Source organism: Sphingobium sp. Ant17 (assembly GCF_000588875.1).
In the GTDB taxonomy this organism is placed as follows: Bacteria; Pseudomonadota; Alphaproteobacteria; order Sphingomonadales; family Sphingomonadaceae; genus Sphingobium.
On the sequence record NZ_JEMV01000069.1, the window covers coordinates 1 to 22,430 of the forward strand.

The window sequence follows — 22,430 nt, forward strand, 5'->3', positions numbered from 1 at the left end:
AAGGGCGCAGGCGCCGGTGGCCCGCGCAAGGGTCCGCCGCGCAGCCGGGGCTGACGCCCCTTAAAGACAGGTGGGAGCTATCGGGGCCGTCGGTCATTGCAGCACGCATGACCGACGGCCCTTTCCTTATTCACGTGCTGGGCGACCAGCTCGACCCCGACATCGCCGCGCTGCGCCACGTTGATAAAGCGCGCAGCGTCGTGCTGATGATGGAGGTGGCTGACGAAACCACCTATGTCCGCCATCACAAGGCCAAGATCGCCTTCATCCTGTCGGCCATGCGCCATCATGCCGACCGGCTGCGGGCGCTGGGCTGGACGGTCGATTATGTGGCGCTGGACGACCCGGCCAATAGCGGCAGCTTCACCGGCGAAGTCGCGCGCGCCATCCACCGGCACAAGCCTGTCGCCATCCATGTGACAGAGGCCGGGGAATGGCGCGTCCGGGCCATGCTGGAGAGCTGGGAATTGCGATTCGGATTGCCGGTCACCATCCATGAGGATGACCGCTTCCTCTGTACCCATGCGGAATTCGATAGCTGGGCCGCCGCGCGTAAGCAGTTGCGGATGGAGTTTTTCTACCGCGACATGCGGCGCAAGACCGGCCTGTTGATGACCGACGAGGACCAGCCCGAAGGTGGCCAGTGGAATTATGACGCGGACAATCGCAAACCGCCACCCGCGCGCGACCTGCTGATGCCCCGCCCCATCCGCTTCCAGCCCGATGCGATCACGCAGGATGTATTGGCCATGGTCGCCACGCGCTTTGCCGACCATATCGGCCGCCTCGACCATTTCCAGTTCGCGGTGACGCATGACGATGCCCTGCGCCAGCAGCGCCATTTCCTCGATGAAGCCCTCCCCCGCTTTGGCGACTATCAGGATGCGATGCTGACCGGCGAGCCGTTCCTGTGGCATTCGATCCTCTCGCCCTATATAAACGCCGGCCTGCTCGACCCACTCGCGCTGTGCCGCGCGGTCGAGGAACGCTATCGCGCGGGCAAGGTGCCGCTCAACGCCGCCGAGGGCTTCATCCGCCAGATCATCGGCTGGCGCGAATATGTGCGCGGCATCTATTGGCATGAGGGGCCGGACTATGCGCAGCGCAACGCGCTCGGCGCCACCCGCGCCCTGCCCGGCTTATACTGGACCGGGGACACGGACATGCATTGCCTGTCCCAGGCGATCGGCCAGACGATCGACCATGCCTATGCCCATCATATCCAGCGGCTGATGATCACCGGCAATTTCGCCCTGCTCGCCGGTGTCGACCCGCATCAGGTGCATATCTGGTATCTGGAAGTCTATGCCGACGCTTATGAATGGGTCGAGCTGCCCAATACGCTCGGCATGAGCCAGTTTGCCGATGGCGGCCTGCTCGGTTCCAAACCCTATGCGTCGAGCGGCGCCTATATCAACCGCATGTCCAACTATTGCCGGTCATGCCGCTATGATGTGAAGCAGCGCGTCGGCAAGGATGCCTGCCCCTTCAACGCGCTCTATTGGGACTTCCTGGCCCGCAACCAGCGCAAGCTGGCATCCAATCCCCGCATGGCCCTGCCCTATCGCAACTGGGACAAGATGCCCGAAGAAGATCGCACCGCCATCCGCGAACAGGCGGCACGTTTTCTCGCCGACTTGCGATAAATCCTTGCCGAAAACGGCCTGCAACGGTGCCGATCGGTTGACACCCGCGAGTCATTCCACTAACGGGCCACATTCCCGCGCGGGTCGGCAAGGCGTCATGTCTTTGGTGATTTGCGTAAAGCAGATTTGAACGAGAAGAGACAAGCCATGTTCGCTATCGTGCGCACAGGCGGCAAGCAGTATCGCGTCGCCGCCGGAGACAAGATCGTCGTCGAAAAGATGGCCGGTGAAGCCGGTGACAAGATCACGCTGGACGACGTCCTGCTGGCCGGTGAAGGCGGCGATCTTCAGGACGTGAGCGGCCTGACCGTCGCGGCCGAGATCATCGCGCAGGCGAAGGGCGAGAAGGTCATCGTCTTCAAGAAGCGTCGCCGCCACAATTATCGCCGCAAGAACGGCCATCGTCAGCGCCACACGATCCTGCGCATCGTCGCAATCGGTGCCGAAGACAAGAAGGCCGCCAAGGCCGAGGCCAAGACCCAAGACGCAGCCCCGGCTGCTGCCGAAGCCTGATCGCTTCGCGCCTGATATTCTAGGAGTTTAGACAATGGCACATAAGAAAGCTGGCGGTTCGTCGCGCAACGGTCGTGATTCGGAATCGAAGCGCCTTGGCGTCAAGAAGTTCGGCGGTCAGGAAGTGATCGGCGGCAACATCATTATCCGTCAGCGCGGCACCCGCGTCTATCCCGGCCGCAATGTCGGCATGGGTAAGGATCACACGCTGTTTGCGCTGGGCGAAGGCCGCGTGGTATTCCACGCTGGCAAGCTCGGCCGCAAATATGTATCGGTCGACGCAATGGCCGAAGCGGCCGAATAACGGACGACGAATGACGGGTCGTCCTTTTCAGGGGCGGTCCTTTCGTTACGCGAACCTTTAGGTTCAAGTGACGATGTTCGAGGGATTAGAGGGCGCTCCTTCCATCAGAGGGGCGCCCTTTTTCCGTTGGGCGAAACATCCTCTCAAATTCCCTCAACCCACTGGAACTCCACGCCTTCTCACGCGTCATGCAGGCGGAGGAACAGCCGGATAAAAAGCGTCGTCAAGCCGTCATGATTGGCGGCTAAGGGCACGCGCAAGAGGAGAGACTAGAATGTTCGCCCGCACCCCCCGCCTGCTGTTGCGTCCAGGCTGGATGGAAGACGCGCCCGCGCTGGCCCAGGCGATCGGCGACCCCGCCATCCTGCGCAACCTGACCCACGCGCCTGCCCCCTATGCCCTGGATGATGCGCAGGCTTTTCTGTCGCTGCCCCATGATTCGCGCCTGCCGCGCCTGCTCGCCTTTACCCGCACGCGCGGCGCACCCCGCCTGGTCGGGGGTTGCGGCGTCCATCTGGACGATGATGGCATAGCCGAACTGGGTTATTGGATCGCCCGGCCCTATTGGGGCCTCGGCTTTGCCACGGAAGCCGGACGTGCCGTCCTCAGCATGGCCCGGGCCCATGGCGTGCAGGGCATTCGTGCCGCGCATTTCCTCGATAATCCGGCCTCAGGCAATGTGCTGCGCAAGATCGGCTTCCGCTTCACCGGGCGGGTCGAACAACGCTACGGCCTCGCTCGCCAGAGCATGGTCGATTCACTGTTGTTTGAAGAGGGCGAAACCCACGGCATGCACCCGGACCCGGCCATGGACCTCTATCGCGACGCCACGCAGGCGATGGCGGCTGATATTATGGGCGGGGGCGGTCTCCCCCCGCCCGTCATGCGGATGGCGACCGCCGCGGCCGGTCGAACACCCGCATCGGCGTGTCCCCCAGCATCCTATCGACCAGCGCCATGAAACCCAATTTCTCTGCGACCCTGATCGACGCGCCATGGTCCGGCGCGATGATGCATCGCAATGACGGCGCATCGACATGCGCGTCCGCCCAGCGCAGCACTGCTTCCATCGCCTCGCTGGCTATGCCCTTACCCCAGGCCTGCGACCCAAGCACCCAGCCCGCTTCCGGCACGCCCTCCAATTCGGCCAGGCCCCGCTCCGCGCTCAGCAACCCACACTCGCCCAGAAACGTGCCGCTCGTGCGATCCTCGATCGCCCACATGCCATAGCCCAGCAGCGACCACATGCCCGCATAGCGCAGCAGGCGAAACCACACCGCCTGCGCGTCCAGCGGCATCCCGCCGACATGGCGCACCACCTGCGCGTCCGCCCACAAGGCGCGGCACGCCGGATAATCCGTGATCCTGTGCGGGCGCAGGATCAGGCGGTCAGTGTGGAGCGTAGGCGCATCGGTCATCGCCCGATAAGACCGCGCGCCACCCCGCCCGTCAAGCCGCCGACGGCAACGGCCCGCGCATCCGCGCATCGGCATAGTCGCTGTCCACCAGCGCAATCAGCGCCCGGTCATCGACCGACCAGGGATGAAAGCCGGGCTTGAAATAGCGCAGCCACGGCCCCGCCACCCGGCGCAATATGCCCGGCCGCATCAGCGCATAGCGCAACAACCCGCCCCAGGCGCGCACGCCCGTCACGCCATCCTGCCGCAACAGGTCCATCATCCCGCGCGCACGATGATGCAGGAAATGTTTGGTGGCGATCAGCATCATCAGCGACCGGAGCCGCCAGCGCGCAAACCCGCTCCAGTCGCGCGTCGCATGCACCCAGGTGTCGTGGGCCACGCCCTTATGCTCGATCTCTTCGACCGCATGCCAGCGCCACAGCGCCGCGATTTCCGGGTCCGCCCCGTCGAGCAGACGCGGGTCGCGCAACAGTTCATGCGCCAGGATCGCGGTGAAATGTTCCAGCGCCATGGTGGCGGCCAGGCTGACGATCGGCGGACGCCGTTTCGCCAGGTCCAGCACCCGCACCACATCGGCGTCGAGCCGCGACAGTTCATAGCCATGGTCGGCCACCTGCCGGTTGAACGCCAGATGCTCGCGGCTATGCACCACCTCCTGCTTGATGAAGGCGGCAATCTCGCCCGCCAGTCGATCCGGCGCGCCATCGCGAAAGGCGCGGACGCTCTCGATGAAATAGGCTTCGCCGCGCGGAAAGGTCACGGACAGGGCGTTGAAGAAAGCCGTGGCGATCGGATCGCCATTCAGCCAATGTCGGGCCGCAGCGCGGTCCCGCCCGAAACGGCGGTCGCGCGGCGTGATAGTGAGGTCGGTGGGGGTCATCTCGCACTCCTTACTTACATTGATGTAAATAAGAGTTACTGACACCCATGTCAATAAAGCGTGTTCGCCTCAGCCCGGATGAAAGCCGCCTCGCCGCGCTGGAGGCCGCGCGCATCCTGTTGATCGAATCTGGCCCCCAAGCCGTGACCCTGAAGGCCGTGGCAGCGCAGATCGGCCGCACCCATGCCAATCTGCTGCACCATTTCGGATCGGCGGCGGGGTTGCACAAAGCGCTCGCCGCCTATTTGGGCGACACCATCACCGCCACCATTGGCGAAGCGGTGGACGCGGCGCGACGCGGCAAGGTCAGTCCGCGCACGATAGTCGATATGACGTTCGACGCCTTCGATCGCGAAGGCGCGGGTGCGCTGGCCAGTTGGATGCTAGCGCTCGGCAATGAAGATGCGCTCGACCCGGTGGTGGAGGCGATCCACCGGCTAGTCGATAAGCTGACCGCCACGGCACTGACCCCGCATCTCGCCGAACTGATCCGCGACAACACGCTTATGCTGGTCCTGCTGGCGCTGGGTGATTCGCAAATGGGCGGGCCGATGGCGGGCGCGCTCGGGCTTCCCCGTGAAAAAGCGCGTGAAATCGCGACGCGCAGCCTCACCTTTGCCCTGATGCAGGAGGCCGCGACACTTGCCGCGCAGGCCGAGGTTTAACTTTTCGCGCGATAGCGCTATGGGCCGCCCATGCATTTTCTCGATCAAGCCAAAATCTTCATCAAATCCGGCTGGGGCGGCCCCGGCGCGGTCAGTTTCCGACGCGAAAAATATGAGGAATATGGCGGCCCCGACGGCGGCAACGGCGGCAAGGGCGGCGACATCATTTTCGAAGCGGTACAGGGTCTCAACACCCTCATCGACTTCCGCTACACCCAGCATTTCAAGGCGCAGCGCGGCACGCCCGGCATGGGCAAGAATCGCTATGGCGCGGGCGGCAAGGATCTGATCATCCAGGTGCCCGTCGGCACCCAGATCCTGTCCGATCCCAAGCCGATCGAAGGCAGCGAAGACGAAGACGGCATCCCCGATTATGAGGATCAGGACATCCTCGCCGATTTCACCGAAGTGGGACAGCGCGTCACCTTCCTGCGCGGTGGCGATGGCGGCCGCGGCAACATGTCCTACAAGACCAGCACCAACCGTGCCCCGCGCCAGCATGGCACGGGCTGGCCGGGTCAGGAAATGTGGGTGTGGCTGCGCCTGAAACTGCTGGCCGATGTCGGCCTAGTCGGCATGCCCAATGCGGGCAAATCGACGCTGATCAACCAGGTGACCAATACCAAGGCGAAGGTCGGCGCCTATGCCTTCACCACCACCAAGCCACAATTGGGCGTGGTGCTGCACAAGGATCGCGAATTCGTGCTGGCCGACATTCCCGGCCTGATCGCGGGTGCGGCCGAAGGCGTCGGCATCGGCGACCGGTTCCTGGGTCATATCGAGCGCTGCCGGGTACTTCTCCACCTGATCGACGCCACGGTCGATGATCCGGTCGAGGCGTTCCAGATCGTCACCGACGAACTCGCCGCTTATGGCGAGGGGCTGGACGAAAAGCCGCAGATCGTCGCGCTTAACAAGGGCGATCTGTTGGGGCCGGAACTGATGGAGGACATTGCCGAGCAGCTGCGCGATCAGGTCGGCGTGGACGATGTGTTCATCATCTCCGGCGCGACCGGCGATGGCGTGGGCAAATTGCTGGACGCCATCTTGCCGATCCTGGGCGAAGCCCGCGCCGCTGCGCGCCAGGAAGCGCAGGACGACGAAGACGGGACATGGTCGCCGCTATAAGCGACCTGCATGACACCCGTTCGCTTCGAGCGAAGTCGAGAAGCGGGTGCATGGCGGTTCTCGACTTCGCTCGAACCGAACGGACCATTTGCCTGTGACTCCTTCCCTCTCCGGCTTCCCCCCCGCCCTGATCCGTCGCCTGGTCATCAAGATCGGTTCGGCCCTGCTCGTCGATCCGGCGGGCAATGTGCGGATCGACTGGCTGCGCACGCTGGTCGCCGACGTCGCCGCACGGACGCAAGCGGGGCAGCAGATCATCATCGTCTCGTCGGGTGCGATCGCGCTCGGCGCGCGCCGCCTCAAACTGCCCAAGGGCGGACGCGGCAGCCTGGAGGATGCGCAGGCCGCCGCCGCCACGGGGCAGATCGCCCTGTCGCAATGCTGGGCGAGCCTGCTCGACGAGCGCGGCATCACGGCGGCGCAAATGCTGGTGACGCTCGATGACCTCGAAAATCGTCGCCGCTATTTGAATGCCTCAGCAACGCTCGAACGGCTGATGGCGCTAAACGTCGTGCCGGTGGTCAACGAGAATGACAGCGTCGCCACCGCCGAAATCCGCTTTGGCGATAATGACCGGTTGGCGGCGCGTATCGGACAGGCGGCACGGGCTGACGCGGTTGTGCTGCTTTCCGATGTCGATGGGCTTTACACCGCCAACCCGCACGTCGATGCGAGCGCGATGCTGATCGAAACAATAGACCGCATCGACGCGCGAATCGCGGCCATGGCCGACGGTGGCTCCGCCTCCGGCATGGGATCGGGCGGTATGACCTCCAAGATCGAAGCCGCCCGCATCGCCACCGGCGCGGGCGCCCATCTCGCCATCATCTCGGGCAAGGTCGATGCCCCGCTGTCGCACTGGACCCAGGGCGGCAAGGGCTCGATCTTCCTGGCGGCGCAGGGCAAAGGCGCGCGCAAGGGCTGGCTCGCCGGTCGCCTTACGGTGCGCGGCCGCATCATCGTGGATGCAGGCGCGGAAACCGCACTATCGAAGGGCAACAGCCTGCTCCCCGCCGGTGTCGCCAATGTCGAAGGCGTCTTTGCGCGTGGCGATGTGGTCGATATCGTGGCGCAGGACGGCCGGGTGATCGCGCGCGGCCTGATCGAATATGATAGCGATGCCGCCGCGAAGATTGCGGGCCGCCGCAGCGAGGATATCGCCGCGCTGCTGGGCGAAATGCAGCGATCGGTGCTGGTCCACCGCGACCATATGGCGATGGTCTGACACCCATGTCTCTCCGCATTGCCATGACCGGCGCGACGGGTTTCGTCGGCGCTGAAACATTGGAGCAGGCGCTCGTCGCAGGGCACCATGTCACCGCGCTGACCCGCCGGGCGCAACCGCCGCGCGCGCGCCTCAAATGGGTGCCGGGTTCGCTCGATCAGGCGGCGGGCCTCGATACGCTGGTGCGCGACGCTGATCTGGTGATCCATATTGCGGGCGTGGTGAACGCGCCCGATCGGGACAGCTTCGAAGCGGGCAATGTGCGCGGCACGATGGCGGTGGTGGACGCCATGCGCAAACGCGGCGTGCGGCGGCTGATCCACATCTCCTCGCTCGCCGCGCGCGAACCGGACCTGTCCGACTATGGCTGGTCGAAGGAGCGGGCAGAACGGCATGTGAAGGCGAGCGGCCTCGACTGGACCATTGTTCGCCCACCCGCGATTTACGGCCCCAATGATCGCGAAATGCTCGAACTTTTTCGCATGGCCAAGCGCGGCATCATGCTGCTGCCGCCGGGCGGACGGCTATCGGTAATCCATGTCGCCGACCTCGCCCAACTGCTGCTGGCGCTGGCCGACGATAGCGACATCAGCCTCGCCCAGACCTATGAGGCCGATGATGGCACGCCCATGGGCTGGGACCATAAGGATTTCGGTGCGGCCATCGGTCGCGCGGTCGGCCGGTCGGTGCGGGCAATGGCAACCCCCGCCTGGCTGCTGGGCGTCGCCGCGCGCACAGATCGCCTGTTTCGCGGCAATGGCGCCAAGCTCACCCCCGATCGCGTTGATTATTTCTGTCACCCCGACTGGGTCGCCGCAGCCGAAGCGCATGTTCCCAAGCAGCTATGGATGCCGCAAATCTCGACCGAAGAGGGATTGAACGCGACGGCCCAGGCCTATCGCACCAAGGGCTGGATTTAGGCAGCTCACATCGAACGGAGGCTAGGGTCAGGACTCATTGATTGAGCCAGAAGAGGAAAGCGGCGGCGAACGAGATGGCCGACAGGAATGTGTGAGCGCATCGATCGTATCGAGTGTGGATGCGCCGCCAGTCTTTGAGGCGGGCGAAGAGGTTCTCGATCTTGTGGCGTTGTCGATAGAGCTTGGCGTCGTAGCTTTGCTGGATGCGATGCTTGGGATGGGGCGGGATACAAGGCACGATGCCGCGTTCTTCGAGAGCCTGACGGAAAGCTATGGAACTATAGGCGCGGTCGGCGAGCAGGTGACGGGCGGGCGGCAGATCCTGAGCATGATGAGGGCGGTCGGGTGATCGCTCGCTTGTCCTTGGGTAAGACGCAGAAGCAGGGGGCGTCCCTTGCCGTCGCACACGACATGCAGCTTGCTGGTCAGGCCGCCTCGGCTACGTCCGATACATCGGGGTAGAGCCCCTTTTTGAGCAGGCTGGCGGCGGTGCGGTGCGCCTTGAGATGGGTCGCATCGATCATCAACTGATCCGAGCTGCCGCCTCGCGCCGCAAGTTCTGCCAAGATGCGATTGAATACACCCAATCGGCTCCAGCGGATGAAGCGGTTATAAATCGTCTTGTGCGGTCCATAGGCTGATGGCGCGTCTCGCCACCGCAGGCCATTGCGGATCACAAACAAAATCCCGCTCAGCACGCGGCGGTCATCCACCCGCGGAACACCGTGTGACAATGGGAAATAAGGCTCAATCCTGCGCATCTGCGCATCGCTCAACAACAAAAGCTCGTCCATGGCAGCAACCTCCTGCCACCTTGAATCAACCTTCCTGACCCCACGCAAGCAATTTAATAGGTCCTGACCCTAGTCGGCCTCGACCGGCTTCTTCGCCCGCTGCTCGGCCAGAAATTCGCTGATCGCCTGCCCGCTGGCGTTGAGCAGCGGAAAAGTCCGCGCGTCCGACAGCCAATCGGGCCGTCGCGCGCCGCTGCCATATAGGGTGTCATAGACCAGACTAAACGCAAGAAACGCCAGCGTGGCCCCGATGAGCCCTTTGACCGCGCCGAAGCCACCCCCCAGCACTCGGTCGACCGGCCCCAACACCGACTGCCGGGTGCGCCGCCCGATCGCATGGGCGATCATCTTGCCAACACCGAAAGTCAGACCGAACACTAGGACCAGCGCCAGGATCGCCGCCCCGCTCGCCGTGCCAACGAAGGGCGTCAGCAGATCGGCCACCGAGGCATGGAACAGCCGGATACAGAAGATTGCCAGCACCCACGCCATCAGCGACAGGGTTTCCAGCACGAACCCGCGCAGCAGGCCCAATATGGCGCTGCCGCCAATGGCGAGCAGGACGATGATATCGACGGCGTTCATCGCCCGCGTGGCTATCCCCTGCCCAGCATCTGGTCAACCAGTTGCGCAAGCGTGCGAAAGCCGCTGACCGCTATCCCCTTCACCCCGTCCGTCGCCGACGCCGGGATGAAAGCGCGGTTGAACCCCAGCTTCGCCGCCTCGCGCAGCCGCAACGGCGCGTGCGCGACGGGGCGGATCTCGCTCGACAGCGCGATCTCGCCGAACAGCACGACATCGGAGGGCAAGGGCTTTTCCGACAGCGCCGATACCAGGGCCGCCGCCACCGCCAGGTCCGCCGCCGGGTCCGACAGCCGATATCCGCCCGCCACGTTCAGATAGACTTCGCAGGTCGAAAAACTGAGCCCACAGCGCGCTTCCAGCACCGCCAGCACCATCGCCAGCCGCCCATTATCCCATCCGACCACCGCGCGCCGGGGCGTCGCGCCGCTCGACAGGCGCACCACCAGCGCCTGGATCTCCACCAGTACCGGCCGCGTCCCTTCCAGCGCGGGAAACACCGTCGCACCCGTCACCGTCTCGTCGCGGTGGGTCAGGAACAGGGCCGATGGGTTGGCGACTTCCTCCAACCCTTCGGAGACCATCGCGAACACGCCGATCTCGTCCGTGCCGCCAAAGCGGTTCTTGATCGCGCGCAGGATGCGATATTGATGGCTGCGTTCGCCTTCGAATGCGAGCACCGTATCGACCATATGCTCCAACACGCGTGGCCCGGCGATGCTGCCATCCTTGGTCACATGGCCGACCAAAATCAGCGCGGTTCCCCGCTGCTTGGCGAATTTGATCAGTTCCTGCGACGAGGCGCGCACCTGGCTCACCGTCCCCGGCGCGCCTTCGATAAGGTCGCTGTGCATCGTCTGGATCGAATCGATCACCAGCAAGGCGGGCGGCTCGCCCTGGCTCAATGTCGTCAGGATATCGCGTACCGAAGTCGCGCTCGCCAGCATCACCGGCGCATTGCCCAGCCCCAGCCGCTGCGCGCGCAACCGCACCTGGTCGGCCGCCTCCTCGCCGCTGATATAGGCCACCAACAGTCCGCGCGCCGCGACCCGCGCCGCCGCTTGCAGCAACAATGTCGACTTGCCGATGCCCGGATCGCCACCGATCAGCGTCGCCGATCCCGCGACGATGCCTCCGCCCAGCGCCCGGTCGAACTCGGCAATGCCCGTACTGGTGCGCGGCGGCAGCTCGACCTGCGTATCCAGCCCAACGAGCGTGATCGCCCGTCCGCCCGTATGCAGGTCATGCCGCGCCGAAAAGGTGGTCTGCGGCGCTTCTTCGACGATGCTGTTCCATTCGCCGCAATCCTCGCACTGCCCCTGCCACCGGGCCGCGACGGTGCCGCATTGCTGACAGACGAATTTGCGCTTTGCCTTGGCCATGGCCACGATATGCCGGGCAGACGCGAACATTGCAAGAACATCCGTTCACACTGGAAACATGCCTGCGCCTTGGGCATTGGTGCCCCCATGAAGACATTGCGCGTTGCCAGCTATAATATCCACAAGGCCGTCGGCACCGACCGGCGGCGCATGCCGGAGCGGGTATTGGAGGTACTGGGCGAGATCGATGCCGACATCGTCGCCTTGCAGGAGGCCGACATGCGCTTCGGCGTCCGCTCCGCCGCCATCCCCCCCCGGCTGCTGGATAGTCATAGCGGTTACAAAGCCGTCCCGCTCGACGTGCAGGCCGATTCGATGGGCTGGCATGGCAATGCCATACTGGTGCGCAAGGATGCCGAGATCAGCGCGCATGACGTGCTGCACATCCCCTATCTGGAACCGCGCGGCGCGACCATGGCGCAAGTGACCATGGGTGGCACCAGCGTCCGGGTGTTCGGCATGCATCTCGACCTGTCGGGATTGTGGCGCAGGCGGCAGGCCGCCGCCGTGATCCACGCCGCCGCGCAGGGCGAAGCCTTGCCCACCATATTGATGGGCGACCTCAACGAATGGAGCGCGGGTCGCGGCTGTCTTGCCGACTTTGCCCGCCACTACAGCTTCGCCCCCTGTGGCCGCAGCTTCCACGCGCGCGCGCCCGTGGCCCAGCTTGACCGGATCATGCATTGTGATCGCCTCACTTTGGTCGAATGCGGCGTTCATATGAGCGCGGCGGCGCGCAAGGCGTCGGACCATCTGCCGATCTGGGCCGAATTCCGCCTTTGATCCCACCCTCGACAATCGCACTGCCCTCTGCGATCCATGCACCATGAGGGAGCGGGAACTGAGACTGGCGTTGGTCTGCTATGGCGGCATCAGCCTGGCGATCTACATGCATGGCATCACCAAGGAAGTGTGGCGGCTCGCTCGCGCCAGCCGCGCCTTCCATGATGGAGCGCCATCGCCCGGCGGCAGCGAAGCGGTCTATCGGCAGATGTTGCAGGAGATCGAGGCCAAGGCCGGCATCCGCCTGCGCATCATGCCCGACATCATCGCAGGGGCGAGCGCGGGCGGCATCAACGGTATCTTTCTGGCGCAAGCGATCGAGACTGGCCAGTCGCTCGATCCCCTGACCGACATGTGGCTCGACAATGCCGATGTCGATCAATTGCTCGACCCCGATGCACGCCCTGCCCGCGCGCTCACCAAATTCTGGGCCACCCCGCTCGTCTGGATGGCCGCGCGCCGCCCCGGTGACGCGATCGAACGCACCGTCGCGCCGGACACCCGCGAAGAGGTGCGGCACAAACTCTCCCGCTTCATCCGCTCGCGCTGGTTCGAACCGCCCTTTGGCGGGGAGATTTTCTCTGGCATGCTGATGGATGCTTTCGACGCGATGGCGGCGGCGGAGCGCGGCCCGCCTTTGCTCCCCGCCGGGCATCCGCTCGACCTGTTCGTAACCGTCACGGATTTCGAGGGCCATCCGCAAAGCCTCAACCTCAACAGCCCGCCGCAGGTGATCGAGACCGAACATCGCCTGTCAATCGGCTTTCGCGCGCGCGGGCGGGCACCACATGGCGATCAGCGCGTCTTCGCCGATGCCGCCGAACTGGTCTTCGCCGCGCGCGCCACGGCCAGCTTCCCCGGTGCCTTCCCACCCTTCACCGTGCGCGAACTCGACCGCGTCCTTAAACGCCGTCATCGCGCCTGGCCAACGCGCGACGCCTTCCTCGACCGTGCCCTGCCCCGCCATGCGGCGCGCGGCACGGCGGAGGATGCCGTGCTGATCGACGGCTCGGTGCTGGCCAATGCCCCCTTCGCGCAGGCAATCGGAGCGCTGCGCAACCGCCCCTCGCGGCGGGAGGTCGATCGCCGCTTCGTCTATATCGATCCCAAGCCCGGCCACCGGTCGATCCGCCTCAACCGCCATGGCGACCCTGAAGACGCCCCCACCGGCGCGGACGCCCCCTTACCCGGCTTTTTCCGCACGATCTTCGGCGCGCTGTCCGACATTCCGCGCGAACAGCCGATTCGCGACAATCTGGAGGTGATCGACCGCCATTCTGCGCATATCCGCCGTATGCGCCGCATCCTCGACACGCTGCGTCCCGGCATGGAGGCGGAGGTCGAAAGCGCGATCGGCCGCATGCTCTTCCTAGACCGGCCAACGCCCGCGCGCCTTTCCGCCTGGCGCGCCAAGGCGCAACAGCGCGCCGCCGGATCGGCGGGATTCGCCTTCCCCGCTTATGGCCACCTCAAATTATCGGGCATCGTCGAGGCGCTTGCCACCCTGCTGTTCCGCCTGTCGGGCGAGGACAGCGCGATGATGCGCGAAGCCTATCGCCGGGCGATTTGGGCGCAGGTGCGCGCGAACGGCGCCGACCAACTGGCCGACCATGGCGGCTCCGCCTCCGCCCCGGTCACCTTCTTCCGCACCCATGACCTCGCCTTCCGCATCCGCCGCCTGCGTTTCCTCGCGCGCCATCTGGCGGACACGCTGGAGCGCGAGAGCATGGTGGAAGCGGTCGAGGTCCAGGGGATGCACGACGCCATCTATGCTGCCCTCGCCCTCTATGCCGAATGCGAGGATGCCGATTTCCATGGCCCCGCCGTCATCGCCGCCGCGCGCCAGGTGCCGACCGACGCCGCCGCCGCACTCGACGCCGTAGCGGAAGCCCGCAACCTTCAGGCGCGCGATGATTCGGCCGACATCCTGCTCGCCGAAGCCTTCGCCGCGCTCCCCAAGGCGGCCCGGCGCACCATGTTGCTCGCCTATCTCGGCTTCCCCTTCACCGATATCGCCACCTTACCGTTGCTTCAGGGTGACACTCTGGACGAATATGATCCGGTCAAGGTCGACCGGATTTCGCCCGAAGACTGTTCCGCGATCCGCGCAGGCGGCGCGCAGGCGACATTGAAAGGCATAGAATTCAACAATTTCGGCGCATTTTTCAGCCGGGCCTATCGGGAGAATGATTATCTCTGGGGTCGCCTCCACGGGGTCGAGCGGCTGCTGGACATCGTGAATTCGGCCATACCCGCCGCAAGCCGCCTTTCGCCCGACACGGTGCGCGCCTATAGGCGATCTGCGTTTCTGGCGATCCTGGACGAGGAAGAACCGCGCTTGCCGCATGTCGCGGAATTGATCGCCAGCTTGCGGGAGGAAATCGGGTGAGCAGGCCTGTTGTGCTGGTGCCGATGGTTGTGATGCTGGCGTTGGTCGCTGGCTGCCGCGCGTCGGATGATACGGCGCAGGCGGACAATGGACTCGCCCCCACGACAGTGGCGCAAATCGCCGCCAACGCGACACCACCATCCCCACCCCAACCGCCTGCCGCTCAGTTGCCGCCGGAACCGTCGCCGCCAGCCATAGCGCCCCAAGCCACGGTACCCAGGGCTGCACCGGTCGTAACCGTGCGCGCGCAGCCCGCCCCTTATTTCCCGCTCGACCTGCCCCCGTCGGACGTCGCCGCCAGCGCAGCGCCTTTCCCGCGCGAAGTCACCGAGTTCATGGTTGCGCGCGACAGTTGCGATCATTTTCGGGGCGAAGAGCCTTATGACGCCGAACGCCGTGCCTATATCGCGGAAAATATTGCCGAATTATGCCGCGGCACCGATATCAAGCTGGCGCTGCTGCGCCAACGCTACGCCTCCGATCCTTCCGTCATGGCGGCCTTGCGCAGCTATGAGGATAAGATCGAAAAGCGCATGCCAAAGCAGGCCGGCCTACTCTAGCAAGCCGTCGACTGCCTGTGCCAGGTCGATGTCGCGCTGTGACAGACCCCCCGCGTCATGGGTGGTCAGCACAATGTCCACCCGGTTATAGACGTTCGACCATTCAGGGTGATGATCCGCCTTTTCGGCCAGTATCGCCACCCGCGTCATGAAACCGAACGCCGCGACGAAGTCACCGAAGACGAAGCGACGGCTGATACCGTCCGGGTCCGTCACTGCGGTCCATTCCGGTAGCCCGGCCAGCGCGACGCGCCGCTGTTCTTCTGTCAATTTACCAATCATGTCCCTATCCTCTTAATATGCATTGGCTTATATGTCAGCCATGTCGCGTCATGCTCAACCGCCCCGCTTTGCCCCCACGATCGAAGACATTGAGACGCTTGCCTTGGGCGCGCTCAGTCGCCTGCCCGAAGCGTTCCGCGAACATTTGTCCGATGTCGTGCTGTTCGTCGAGGAATTTGCCGACCCGGCGATCCTGAAAGAGATGGAAATCGGCGATCCCTACGGCCTGACCGGCCTCTATACCGGCCGCCCCGTGGGACAAGAGCCACAGACCGGCGACACCCCGCCAACCGTCCATCTGTTCCGCCGCCCCCTGCTCGACGAATGGGTCGAAACCGGCATCCCGCTCGACGCGCTCATCACCCATGTCGTGGTGCATGAGATCGGCCATCATTTCGGACTTTCCGACATCGACATGCATGTGCTGGAGGATATGGTCGCATCATGAGCGGTGCGGCCTTGCGGCTGACGGACGTCGCCTGCCTGCGCGGCGGACGGATGCTGTTCCACGGCGTCAACCTGACGCTGGGGCCGGGCGAAAGTGCGCTGCTGACTGGTTCCAACGGCGTCGGCAAATCCAGCCTGCTGCGCGTCTGCGCGGGGTTGCTGCCCGCCTTTGCCGGAACGGTCGATCGACGCGGCGGCATCGCGCTTGCCGACGAGCGGCTGGCGCTCGACATGGACCTGCCCCTCGCAACGGCGCTCGCCTTCTGGGCGCAACTCGACGGGGCCGGATCTAACGCGGTGCAAGCAGCGCTCGACGCGATGGCGCTGCCCCGCCTCGCCGACGTGCCGGTCCGCATGCTGTCCACCGGCCAGCGCAAGCGGGCCATGCTGGCGCGGGTAATCGCCAGCGCTGCGCCCATCTGGCTGCTCGACGAACCGGGCAATGGGCTGGACAGCGCCTCGATCGACCTGCTCGGCACAGCGGTAGCGGGGCATCTGGCCGCAGGCGGCATCGTCGTCGCCGCCTCCCACCAGCCGCTGCCGATGACCACGCCGCTGACGCTGGCGCTGGCCGACTATCAGCCGGATGCCTTGGAAGACGCGCCATGAGGCTTATCTGGCTGCTCGCGCGGCGCGACCTGGTCCAGGCTTGGACATCGGGCGGCCTGTGGCTCCCCGTCGCCTTCCTCCTGCTCGTCGCCAGCCTCTATCCCTTTGCAGTCGGCCCCGACGCCGCCCTGCTCGCGCGCACGGGCGGCGGCATGCTGTGGATCGCCGCCCTGCTCGCCAGCCTGCTCCCGGTCGATCGCCTGATCGCGCCGGATCGGGACGCAGGCATGCTGGACCAGATCGCCCTGCGCGGCATCGGCGAAGAAATGGTCGTGCTCGCCCGGTTGATCGCTCATTGGCTGGGCTTCGGCCCGCCGCTGCTGATCGCCACGCTGCCAGCCGCCGCGCTGTTGAAGCTCGACGGCGGCACCATCTGGAGGCTGGAACTCGGCCTGCTCATCGGCACCCCCGCGCTCGCCGCGCTCGGCCTGCTGGTCGCGACGCTGACTGCCGGGCTGCGATCGAGCGGCGCGCTGGCCGGCCTGCTCGCCCTGCCGCTCGCCGTTCCGCTGCTGATCTTCGGCGCAGGCACGCTTGGCGACGCAGCGGCGCGGCCCTCAAATTCCTCGCCGCCGCCTCGCTCCTGCTGGTCGCCATCACCCCCTTCGCAGGCGGCGCAGCGATCCGCGCGGGGCGGGAGTAACCTCCAACTCGACATCGCCCTGTTCATCCGCCAAAGGCGCGTCATGTTCGCGCTCGCCGCCTCGATCCTGTTCGTCCTCATCTGGTCCACCGGCTTCATCGTCGCGCGCGCCGTCGTCCCGCATGGCGCGCCCGAACTGGTGCTGGCGATCCGCCTGACGCTTACCACGCTGCTGCTCGGCGGCGCAGCGCTCTACGCCCGGCAGGCGTTGCCGCGCGGGCGTCGGCTGGGCCTCCATCTGGGCGCTGGGGCGATGCTGCATGGTGTCTATCTGACGGTCAGCTGGTGGGCGGTCAGCCATGGCATGCCCGCTGGCGTCATGTCGCTGCTCGGTTCGCTCCAGCCGTTGATGGTCGCAGTCGCCAGCGTCGTGCTGCTGGGCGACCGGTTGCCCGCCCGCGCCTGGACCGGCCTAGCCATCGCCATCGCCGGAGTCGCCTGCGTCCTCCTGCCGATCATCCTGCGCAGTGGCACAGGGTCGATCAGCATCATCTCGGCGATCGCGGGGATCGTCGCCGTCATCGGCATGGCCGGCGGCACCCTCATTCAGCGCGGCGCGATCGCGGGCGATCCGATCCTCGTCTCCGGCGCTGTCCAGAATGCCGGTGGCGCGCTGGTCGCCATCGCCGCAACCCTGATCGTCGGCGAATGGCGTTGGGACAATGACCCGGTCCTGTGGCTCGGCCTTGGCTGGTCGATCTTCGGCCTGTCCGCTGCTGGCCTTAGCCTGCTCGTCTGGCTGGTCCGCCATCAGGGGCCGACCGCCATGTCGATGCTCCTCCTCCTCGTGCCTCCACTCGCCGCGATTGAGGCCTGGCTACTGTTTGGCGAGAGGCTCGGCCCGATCCAGCTTATTGGCTTTGCCCTTGCCTTGGGCGGCGTCCTGCTCGGCCGTTCACGCGGCAAGCGGCCGCCCGTCGCCGACCCAGTCGAAACTGTCACCTGATTGTCATCGTCTGCAACAGGCCCGTCATGATCGGGCGATAAGGAACGCCATGGCCAAATCTCCGCCCTCCCGCCCCTTCCCGCCGGTCGATATGCGGATGCAGATGGCGTTGCGGCAGACCGGTTTCGACGCGATCAAGGATCCGCCCAAAGCCGCCGCTCCCGCGCCCGACCTCGTCCGCACGCTGCGCCGCCGCGAATGGCTGCTCGACGTGATGGAGCGGCAACGCGCCCTGTCGCCCTACGCCTCCGGTCTGTTGACGGCGGAAAATCTGTCGAGCGACGATTTCCTGCATAGCTTCTACGCGACCGGCCGCCCCGTGCTGATCAAGGGCGCGCTGGCGGACTGGCCTGCGCTCACACGCTGGACGCCCGATTATCTGGCCGACGCGGTGGGCGACGCAACCGTGGAATATCAGGGCGGCCGCACCGCCGCTGGCGATTATGAATTGATGAAGGACCGGCACCGGCAGCGTGGCCCGTTCCGCGCCTTCATCGATCTGGTGCGCGACGGCGGCAATGACGCCTATCTCACCGCCTATAACAGCGCCGCAAACGGCCCGGCGCTTGCCCCGCTGCAATCCGATCTCGGCACGCTCGACGCCTATCTGACCCCGGCACCCGGCATGCTGTGGATCGGTGGCGAAGGTGCCTTCACCCCGCTTCATTTCGACCTCACCAACAATCTGCTGGCGCAACTGACCGGCACCAAGCGCATCGTCCTGATCCCGCCATCACAGACAAGGCACCTCGCCCATCGCCGCCATGTGTTCAGCGACGTCCATGACGTGACCGATCCTGCGCGGCTGGCCGCCCATCCGGCGGCGCGCGACATCTTGCGCTATGACCTGCTGCTGACGCCCGGCGACCTGCTCTTCATTCCCATCGGCTGGTGGCATCAGGTCCGGTCGGAAAGTTTCTGCACCATGCTGACCTACACCAATTTCCTCTGGCCCAATGCCGGGCATGAAAGCTACCCGGCGGATTGACCGCCGCGCAGGGGATCAGCCGTCCCGCAACTGTTCATGATGGCGGATCACTTCGTCGATGATGAAGCGCAGGAACTTCTCGGTGAAATCGGGGTCCAGCTTCGCGTCGAGCGCCAGTTGCCGCAACCGCGTGATCTGACGCTCCTCCCGTCCCGGATCGGCGGGGGGCAACGCATGGGTCGCCTTATATTCACCCACCGCCTGGGTTACCTTGAACCGTTCGGCCAGCATGAACACCAGCGCCGCGTCGATATTGTCGATGCTTTCGCGATAGCGTTGCAGCATGTCGGTCACGGGATGCTCCTTTGGTTCGGCTCGCGGGCTTTTTGCGCCATATGGCCCTACAGGCAAGCTATTCCCGCTTGCCTTTAGCTTTTTGCACCGCCACATGGCGCTTGTCATGACAGCACCCGCCCCCGGTAACGTCCATCCGATCGGCAACGCTACCCGCGCGCCATCGCTTGCCCCCATTATGAACCTGGTCGCCGACGCATGAACCAGGTCAATGCCGTGATTCTGGATCGGATGCAGTCGCGCATTCCGCTGATCCCGGAATTGGCGGGCCATCTGATCGCGGGCGGTGGCAAGCGGCTGCGGCCGATGCTGACGCTCGCCTGCGCCGACCTCGTCGGCTATGCTGGCAGCCGTCACTATAAGCTAGCGGCGGCGGTCGAATTCATCCACACCGCCACCCTGTTGCACGACGATGTCGTCGATGGCTCCGGCCTGCGCCGGGGCCGCAAGACCGCCAACATCATCTGGGGCAACAGCGCCAGCGTGCTGGTGGGCGACTTCCTCTTTTCCCGCTCCTTCGAATTGATGGTGGAGGCGGAATCGCTCAAGGTGTTGAAGATCCTCGCCAACGCCTCGGCCGTGATCGCGGAGGGCGAAGTCAACCAGTTGACCGCGCAGCGCAAGATCGACACCAGCGAAGAACAATATCTCGACATCATCGGCGCCAAGACCGCCGCTCTGTTCGCCGCTGCCTGCCGCATATCCGCCGTGGTTGCCGACCGCGACAACAAGCAGGAGCAGGCGCTCGATGTTTATGGCCGCAACTTGGGGATAGCTTTCCAGCTGATCGACGACGCCATCGACTATGAATCGGATGGCGCGACCATGGGCAAGGATGCTGGCGACGACTTCCGCGATGGCAAGGTGACGCTGCCCGTCATCCTCGCTTATGCACGCGGCGGTGATGAAGATCGCGCCTTCTGGAAGGCGGCGATCGCGGGCCACAAGATCAACGACGACGACCTCGCCCACGCCACTGGCCTGCTGCGCCGCACCGGCGCGATCGCCGACACCCTCGCTCGCGCCCGCCACTATGGCCAGCGCGCGATCGACGCGCTCGGCATGTTCGACAATGGCAAGGCGAAGGCCGCGTTGACCGAAGCGGTGGAGTTCGCAACCCTGCGCGCCTATTGAGGGTTCGGGCCTGTATTTCGTCCAACACAACACACCCCGTTCGCCCTGAGCTTGTCGAAGGGCCTTCCTTGAGAAAGTACAGGGCTTCGACAGGCTCAGCCCGAAGGGGATGAGGCGGACAGGCCAAGCAGCCCATGATCCTGACCCCCGAAACCATCGCCTTCCTCATGGCCGCCGCGCTGATGGCGGGCTGTATCGACGCGATGGCGGGCGGTGGCGGGCTCATCACTCTGCCTGCCCTGATGGCGGCGGGCATCCCTCCGGTCCAGGCGGTCGCCACCAACAAGCTGCAAAGCTGCTTCGGCACGTTCGGCGCATGCGTCGCTTATGCCCGGCGCGGCCATATGGACCTCAAAACCTATAAAGGCCCGGTGATCGCCGCCTTCATCGGATCGGTCGGCGGCGCGTGGCTGCTGCAACGCGTCGATCCTTCGATCCTGGCGGGGCTCATGCCCGCGCTGCTCATCATCATCGCAGCCTATTTCACCTTCTCGCCTAAGCTGGGCGATGCAGACCGGCATGCCCGTGTCGGCATCTGGGCGCTCAGCGGCCTTGTCGGCGTCATCGGTTTTTATGACGGCTTTTTCGGGCCGGGCGCGGGCGCTTTCTACACCACCATCTTCCTGGCCTTGGGCGGCCTGTCGATCCTGCGCGCCACCGCGCAGACGAAAGCCGCCAATTTCGCCAGCAATGTCGCGGGCCTGCTCACCATGGTCGCGGGTGGCCATGTGCTGTGGATCGCGGGCCTCACCATGGCGATCGGCAGCATCATAGGCGGCCAGATCGGCTCGCATCTCGCAATGCGCTTCGGCTCCACGCTCATCAAGCCGCTGCTGATCATCATGTCGCTCGCGCTCACCACCAAGATGCTGATCGATCCCAAAAACCCGATCCACATCTATCTCTTCGGGTGATCTTGCCCACGACGCCAAATGGCCCGATGAAACGGCCATGACCGCCCTGCCGATCCACGACGTCCTACCCGCCCTACTCGCCGCGCTGCGCACCAGCAGCAACACCGTGCTGGTCGCGCCGCCCGGCGCGGGCAAGACGACGGCGGTGGCCCCGGCCCTGCTCGACCAACCTTGGTGCAGCGGACAGATATTATTGCTCTCCCCCCGCCGCCTCGCCGCCCGCGCCGCGGCCGAGCGGATTGCCGAAATGCTGGGCGAACAGCCCGGCGGCACGGTCGGCTATGCGACGCGGATGGACAGCAAGCAATCGGCCCGCACCCGCCTGCTGGTGCTGACCGAAGGCATCTTCGTCCGCCGTATCCAGGACGACCCCGAACTGACCGGCATATCGGCAGTCCTGTTCGACGAAGTCCATGAACGCAGCCTCGACAGCGACTTCGGCCTCGCCCTCGCGCTTGATGCGCAAGAAGCTTGCGCCCGGACCTGCGCATCCTGCCCATGTCCGCAACGCTCGACGGCGCGCGCTTTGCCGCCTTGCTGGGCGGCGCGCCGGTGATCGAGAGCGAAGGCCGCATCCAGCCGCTGGAACTGCGCCATATCGGCCGCAACGCCGAAAAGCGGATCGAGGATGAAATGGCCGCTGCCATCCGCCGGGCGATCAGCGAGGAGACAGAGGGCGATCTGCTCGCCTTCCTGCCCGGCGTGCGCGAGATCGAACGGACGGCGGAGCGGATCGAGGGCGGCCCGTTCGACGTCCATCTGCTGCACGGCTCGCTCGATCCCGCCGCACAGCGCGCCGCGATCCGCCCGTCCCGCTCCGGCGCGCGCAAGGTCATATTGGCCACCTCCATTGCCGAAACCAGCCTGACCATCGATGGCGTGCGGATCGTGGTCGACAGCGGCCTTGCCCGTCGTCCCCGCTATGATCGGGCCGCAGGCGTCACCCGCCTCGTCACCGAACGCGCCAGCCAGGCGTCCGCC

21 protein-coding genes and 5 pseudogenes are annotated in these 22,430 nt (G+C 65.3%); 19 read left to right on the plus strand and 7 right to left on the minus strand.

The window, feature by feature from the left end:
- Window positions 1–107 precede the first annotated feature (107 nt).
- The 4 genes and pseudogenes from BF95_RS20760 to BF95_RS20775 form a co-directional block, all read left to right on the plus strand.
- Complete coding sequence (locus BF95_RS20760; RefSeq protein ID WP_043154060.1) at window positions 108–1,646, plus strand: cryptochrome/photolyase family protein; 1,539 nt, start codon at window positions 108–110, stop codon at window positions 1,644–1,646.
- A 147-nt stretch (window positions 1,647–1,793) separates the two neighbouring features.
- Window positions 1,794–2,159: a 50S ribosomal protein L21 gene (gene rplU / locus BF95_RS20765; protein WP_043154061.1), complete on the plus strand. Its 366-nt coding sequence runs from the start codon at window positions 1,794–1,796 to the stop codon at window positions 2,157–2,159.
- Window positions 2,160–2,193: 34 nt separating this feature from the next.
- Window positions 2,194–2,463, plus strand: coding sequence for a 50S ribosomal protein L27 (rpmA, locus tag BF95_RS20770; protein WP_037472317.1), 270 nt, complete (start codon window positions 2,194–2,196; stop codon window positions 2,461–2,463).
- A gap of 274 nt (window positions 2,464–2,737) precedes the next feature.
- Window positions 2,738–3,310 (plus strand): annotated as a pseudogene (locus BF95_RS20775) (GNAT family N-acetyltransferase); the annotation flags it as partial.
- A 34-nt stretch (window positions 3,311–3,344) separates the two neighbouring features.
- Here BF95_RS20775 and BF95_RS20780 read toward each other — a convergent pair.
- Together BF95_RS20780 and BF95_RS20785 are read right to left on the minus strand one after the other, a co-directional pair.
- The gene (locus BF95_RS20780) at window positions 3,345–3,881 is read right to left on the minus strand and encodes a GNAT family N-acetyltransferase (RefSeq protein WP_043154063.1); all 537 of its coding nucleotides are present in this window, start codon (window positions 3,879–3,881) and stop codon (window positions 3,345–3,347) included.
- Between the two features lie 31 nt (window positions 3,882–3,912).
- On the minus strand, window positions 3,913–4,764 hold the full coding sequence (locus BF95_RS20785) for a metal-dependent hydrolase (RefSeq protein ID WP_043154064.1): 852 nt from the start codon (window positions 4,762–4,764) through the stop codon (window positions 3,913–3,915).
- A 47-nt stretch (window positions 4,765–4,811) separates the two neighbouring features.
- On the opposite strand from BF95_RS20785, the gene BF95_RS20790 reads away from it, so the two are divergent.
- The 4 genes from BF95_RS20790 to BF95_RS20805 all read left to right on the plus strand — a co-directional run bounded on the left by BF95_RS20790 (window position 4,812) and on the right by BF95_RS20805 (window position 8,702).
- Window positions 4,812–5,429, plus strand: coding sequence for a TetR/AcrR family transcriptional regulator (locus BF95_RS20790; protein WP_043154065.1), 618 nt, complete (start codon window positions 4,812–4,814; stop codon window positions 5,427–5,429).
- A 30-nt stretch (window positions 5,430–5,459) separates the two neighbouring features.
- Window positions 5,460–6,557 (plus strand): GTPase ObgE, encoded by a 1,098-nt coding sequence (obgE, locus tag BF95_RS20795; RefSeq protein WP_043154066.1) that lies wholly within the window; start codon window positions 5,460–5,462, stop codon window positions 6,555–6,557.
- A 94-nt stretch (window positions 6,558–6,651) separates the two neighbouring features.
- Complete coding sequence (gene proB, locus BF95_RS20800) at window positions 6,652–7,782, plus strand: glutamate 5-kinase (protein ID WP_043154067.1); 1,131 nt, start codon at window positions 6,652–6,654, stop codon at window positions 7,780–7,782.
- A gap of 5 nt (window positions 7,783–7,787) precedes the next feature.
- On the plus strand, window positions 7,788–8,702 hold the full coding sequence (locus BF95_RS20805) for an SDR family oxidoreductase (protein WP_235209912.1): 915 nt from the start codon (window positions 7,788–7,790) through the stop codon (window positions 8,700–8,702).
- Between the two features lie 34 nt (window positions 8,703–8,736).
- On the opposite strand, the pseudogene BF95_RS26680 reads toward BF95_RS20805, so the two are convergent.
- From BF95_RS26680 to radA, 3 genes and pseudogenes are all read right to left on the minus strand, one after another.
- A pseudogene (locus BF95_RS26680) lies at window positions 8,737–9,496 on the minus strand (IS5 family transposase).
- A gap of 69 nt (window positions 9,497–9,565) precedes the next feature.
- Entirely contained in the window at window positions 9,566–10,081 is a 516-nt protein-coding gene (locus tag BF95_RS20820; protein ID WP_043154072.1) for a CvpA family protein, read from the minus strand.
- 11 nt (window positions 10,082–10,092) lie between these two features.
- Window positions 10,093–11,460 (minus strand): DNA repair protein RadA, encoded by a 1,368-nt coding sequence (gene radA, locus BF95_RS20825; protein WP_043154090.1) that lies wholly within the window; start codon window positions 11,458–11,460, stop codon window positions 10,093–10,095.
- A gap of 87 nt (window positions 11,461–11,547) precedes the next feature.
- On the opposite strand from radA, the gene BF95_RS20830 reads away from it, so the two are divergent.
- From BF95_RS20830 to BF95_RS20840, 3 genes are read left to right on the plus strand one after another with little or no spacing between them, the layout of a single operon-like run.
- The gene (locus BF95_RS20830) at window positions 11,548–12,243 is read left to right on the plus strand and encodes an endonuclease/exonuclease/phosphatase family protein (RefSeq protein ID WP_051520160.1); all 696 of its coding nucleotides are present in this window, start codon (window positions 11,548–11,550) and stop codon (window positions 12,241–12,243) included.
- Window positions 12,244–12,286: 43 nt separating this feature from the next.
- Window positions 12,287–14,632: a patatin-like protein gene (locus tag BF95_RS20835; RefSeq protein WP_043154075.1), complete on the plus strand. Its 2,346-nt coding sequence runs from the start codon at window positions 12,287–12,289 to the stop codon at window positions 14,630–14,632.
- Window positions 14,633–14,661: 29 nt separating this feature from the next.
- The gene (locus BF95_RS20840) at window positions 14,662–15,192 is read left to right on the plus strand and encodes a hypothetical protein (RefSeq protein WP_043154091.1); all 531 of its coding nucleotides are present in this window, start codon (window positions 14,662–14,664) and stop codon (window positions 15,190–15,192) included.
- On the opposite strand, the gene BF95_RS20845 is transcribed toward BF95_RS20840, so the two are convergent.
- Complete coding sequence (locus BF95_RS20845; protein WP_043154077.1) at window positions 15,184–15,474, minus strand: 4a-hydroxytetrahydrobiopterin dehydratase; 291 nt, start codon at window positions 15,472–15,474, stop codon at window positions 15,184–15,186. The two genes, BF95_RS20840 and BF95_RS20845, sit on opposite strands and share 9 nt — an antisense overlap.
- Before the next feature lie 40 nt (window positions 15,475–15,514).
- On the opposite strand from BF95_RS20845, the gene BF95_RS20850 reads away from it, so the two are divergent.
- The 5 genes and pseudogenes from BF95_RS20850 (at window position 15,515) to BF95_RS20870 (ending at window position 19,107) form a co-directional block, all read left to right on the plus strand.
- Entirely contained in the window at window positions 15,515–15,922 is a 408-nt protein-coding gene (locus tag BF95_RS20850) for a metallopeptidase family protein (RefSeq protein ID WP_043154079.1), read from the plus strand.
- A complete protein-coding gene (gene ccmA / locus BF95_RS20855) occupies window positions 15,919–16,530 on the plus strand; it encodes a heme ABC exporter ATP-binding protein CcmA (protein ID WP_043154080.1) in 612 nt (203 codons plus the stop codon). The genes BF95_RS20850 and ccmA overlap by 4 nt, the downstream gene beginning before the upstream one ends.
- Window positions 16,527–17,173: pseudogene (locus tag BF95_RS20860) on the plus strand (heme exporter protein CcmB). Before ccmA ends, BF95_RS20860 begins: the two are co-directional and overlap by 4 nt.
- A gap of 43 nt (window positions 17,174–17,216) precedes the next feature.
- Complete coding sequence (locus tag BF95_RS20865; protein WP_043154083.1) at window positions 17,217–18,119, plus strand: DMT family transporter; 903 nt, start codon at window positions 17,217–17,219, stop codon at window positions 18,117–18,119.
- A 49-nt stretch (window positions 18,120–18,168) separates the two neighbouring features.
- Complete coding sequence (locus BF95_RS20870) at window positions 18,169–19,107, plus strand: cupin-like domain-containing protein (RefSeq protein ID WP_043154085.1); 939 nt, start codon at window positions 18,169–18,171, stop codon at window positions 19,105–19,107.
- A 15-nt stretch (window positions 19,108–19,122) separates the two neighbouring features.
- On the opposite strand, the gene BF95_RS20875 is transcribed toward BF95_RS20870, so the two are convergent.
- Window positions 19,123–19,401, minus strand: a complete 279-nt coding sequence (locus BF95_RS20875) for a chorismate mutase (protein WP_043154087.1) — start codon at window positions 19,399–19,401, stop codon at window positions 19,123–19,125.
- Between the two features lie 106 nt (window positions 19,402–19,507).
- Between BF95_RS20875 and BF95_RS20880 the strand changes: the two are divergent.
- The 3 genes and pseudogenes from BF95_RS20880 to BF95_RS20890 form a co-directional block, all read left to right on the plus strand.
- A pseudogene (locus BF95_RS20880) lies at window positions 19,508–20,535 on the plus strand (polyprenyl synthetase family protein).
- 134 nt (window positions 20,536–20,669) lie between these two features.
- Window positions 20,670–21,449: a TSUP family transporter gene (locus tag BF95_RS20885; RefSeq protein ID WP_043154088.1), complete on the plus strand. Its 780-nt coding sequence runs from the start codon at window positions 20,670–20,672 to the stop codon at window positions 21,447–21,449.
- A 37-nt stretch (window positions 21,450–21,486) separates the two neighbouring features.
- Window positions 21,487–22,430 (plus strand): annotated as a pseudogene (locus BF95_RS20890) (DEAD/DEAH box helicase); the annotation flags it as partial.

Coding starts and splice junctions, on each gene's coding strand:
- BF95_RS20805 (WP_235209912.1), top strand. CDS start 7,788: ATGTCTCTCCGCATTGCCATGACCGGCGCGACGGGTTTCGTCGGCGCT.
- BF95_RS20850 (WP_043154079.1), top strand. CDS start 15,515: ATGTCGCGTCATGCTCAACCGCCCCGCTTTGCCCCCACGATCGAAGAC.
- BF95_RS20830 (WP_051520160.1), top strand. CDS start 11,548: ATGAAGACATTGCGCGTTGCCAGCTATAATATCCACAAGGCCGTCGGC.
- radA (WP_043154090.1), bottom strand. CDS start 11,460: ATGGCCAAGGCAAAGCGCAAATTCGTCTGTCAGCAATGCGGCACCGTC.
- BF95_RS20790 (WP_043154065.1), top strand. CDS start 4,812: ATGTCAATAAAGCGTGTTCGCCTCAGCCCGGATGAAAGCCGCCTCGCC.
- BF95_RS20870 (WP_043154085.1), top strand. CDS start 18,169: ATGGCCAAATCTCCGCCCTCCCGCCCCTTCCCGCCGGTCGATATGCGG.
- BF95_RS20785 (WP_043154064.1), bottom strand. CDS start 4,764: ATGACCCCCACCGACCTCACTATCACGCCGCGCGACCGCCGTTTCGGG.
- rplU (WP_043154061.1), top strand. CDS start 1,794: ATGTTCGCTATCGTGCGCACAGGCGGCAAGCAGTATCGCGTCGCCGCC.
- ccmA (WP_043154080.1), top strand. CDS start 15,919: ATGAGCGGTGCGGCCTTGCGGCTGACGGACGTCGCCTGCCTGCGCGGC.
- BF95_RS20780 (WP_043154063.1), bottom strand. CDS start 3,881: ATGACCGATGCGCCTACGCTCCACACTGACCGCCTGATCCTGCGCCCG.
- BF95_RS20845 (WP_043154077.1), bottom strand. CDS start 15,474: ATGATTGGTAAATTGACAGAAGAACAGCGGCGCGTCGCGCTGGCCGGG.
- obgE (WP_043154066.1), top strand. CDS start 5,460: ATGCATTTTCTCGATCAAGCCAAAATCTTCATCAAATCCGGCTGGGGC.
- BF95_RS20760 (WP_043154060.1), top strand. CDS start 108: ATGACCGACGGCCCTTTCCTTATTCACGTGCTGGGCGACCAGCTCGAC.
- BF95_RS20865 (WP_043154083.1), top strand. CDS start 17,217: ATGTTCGCGCTCGCCGCCTCGATCCTGTTCGTCCTCATCTGGTCCACC.
- BF95_RS20835 (WP_043154075.1), top strand. CDS start 12,287: ATGAGGGAGCGGGAACTGAGACTGGCGTTGGTCTGCTATGGCGGCATC.
- rpmA (WP_037472317.1), top strand. CDS start 2,194: ATGGCACATAAGAAAGCTGGCGGTTCGTCGCGCAACGGTCGTGATTCG.
- BF95_RS20820 (WP_043154072.1), bottom strand. CDS start 10,081: ATGAACGCCGTCGATATCATCGTCCTGCTCGCCATTGGCGGCAGCGCC.
- BF95_RS20885 (WP_043154088.1), top strand. CDS start 20,670: ATGATCCTGACCCCCGAAACCATCGCCTTCCTCATGGCCGCCGCGCTG.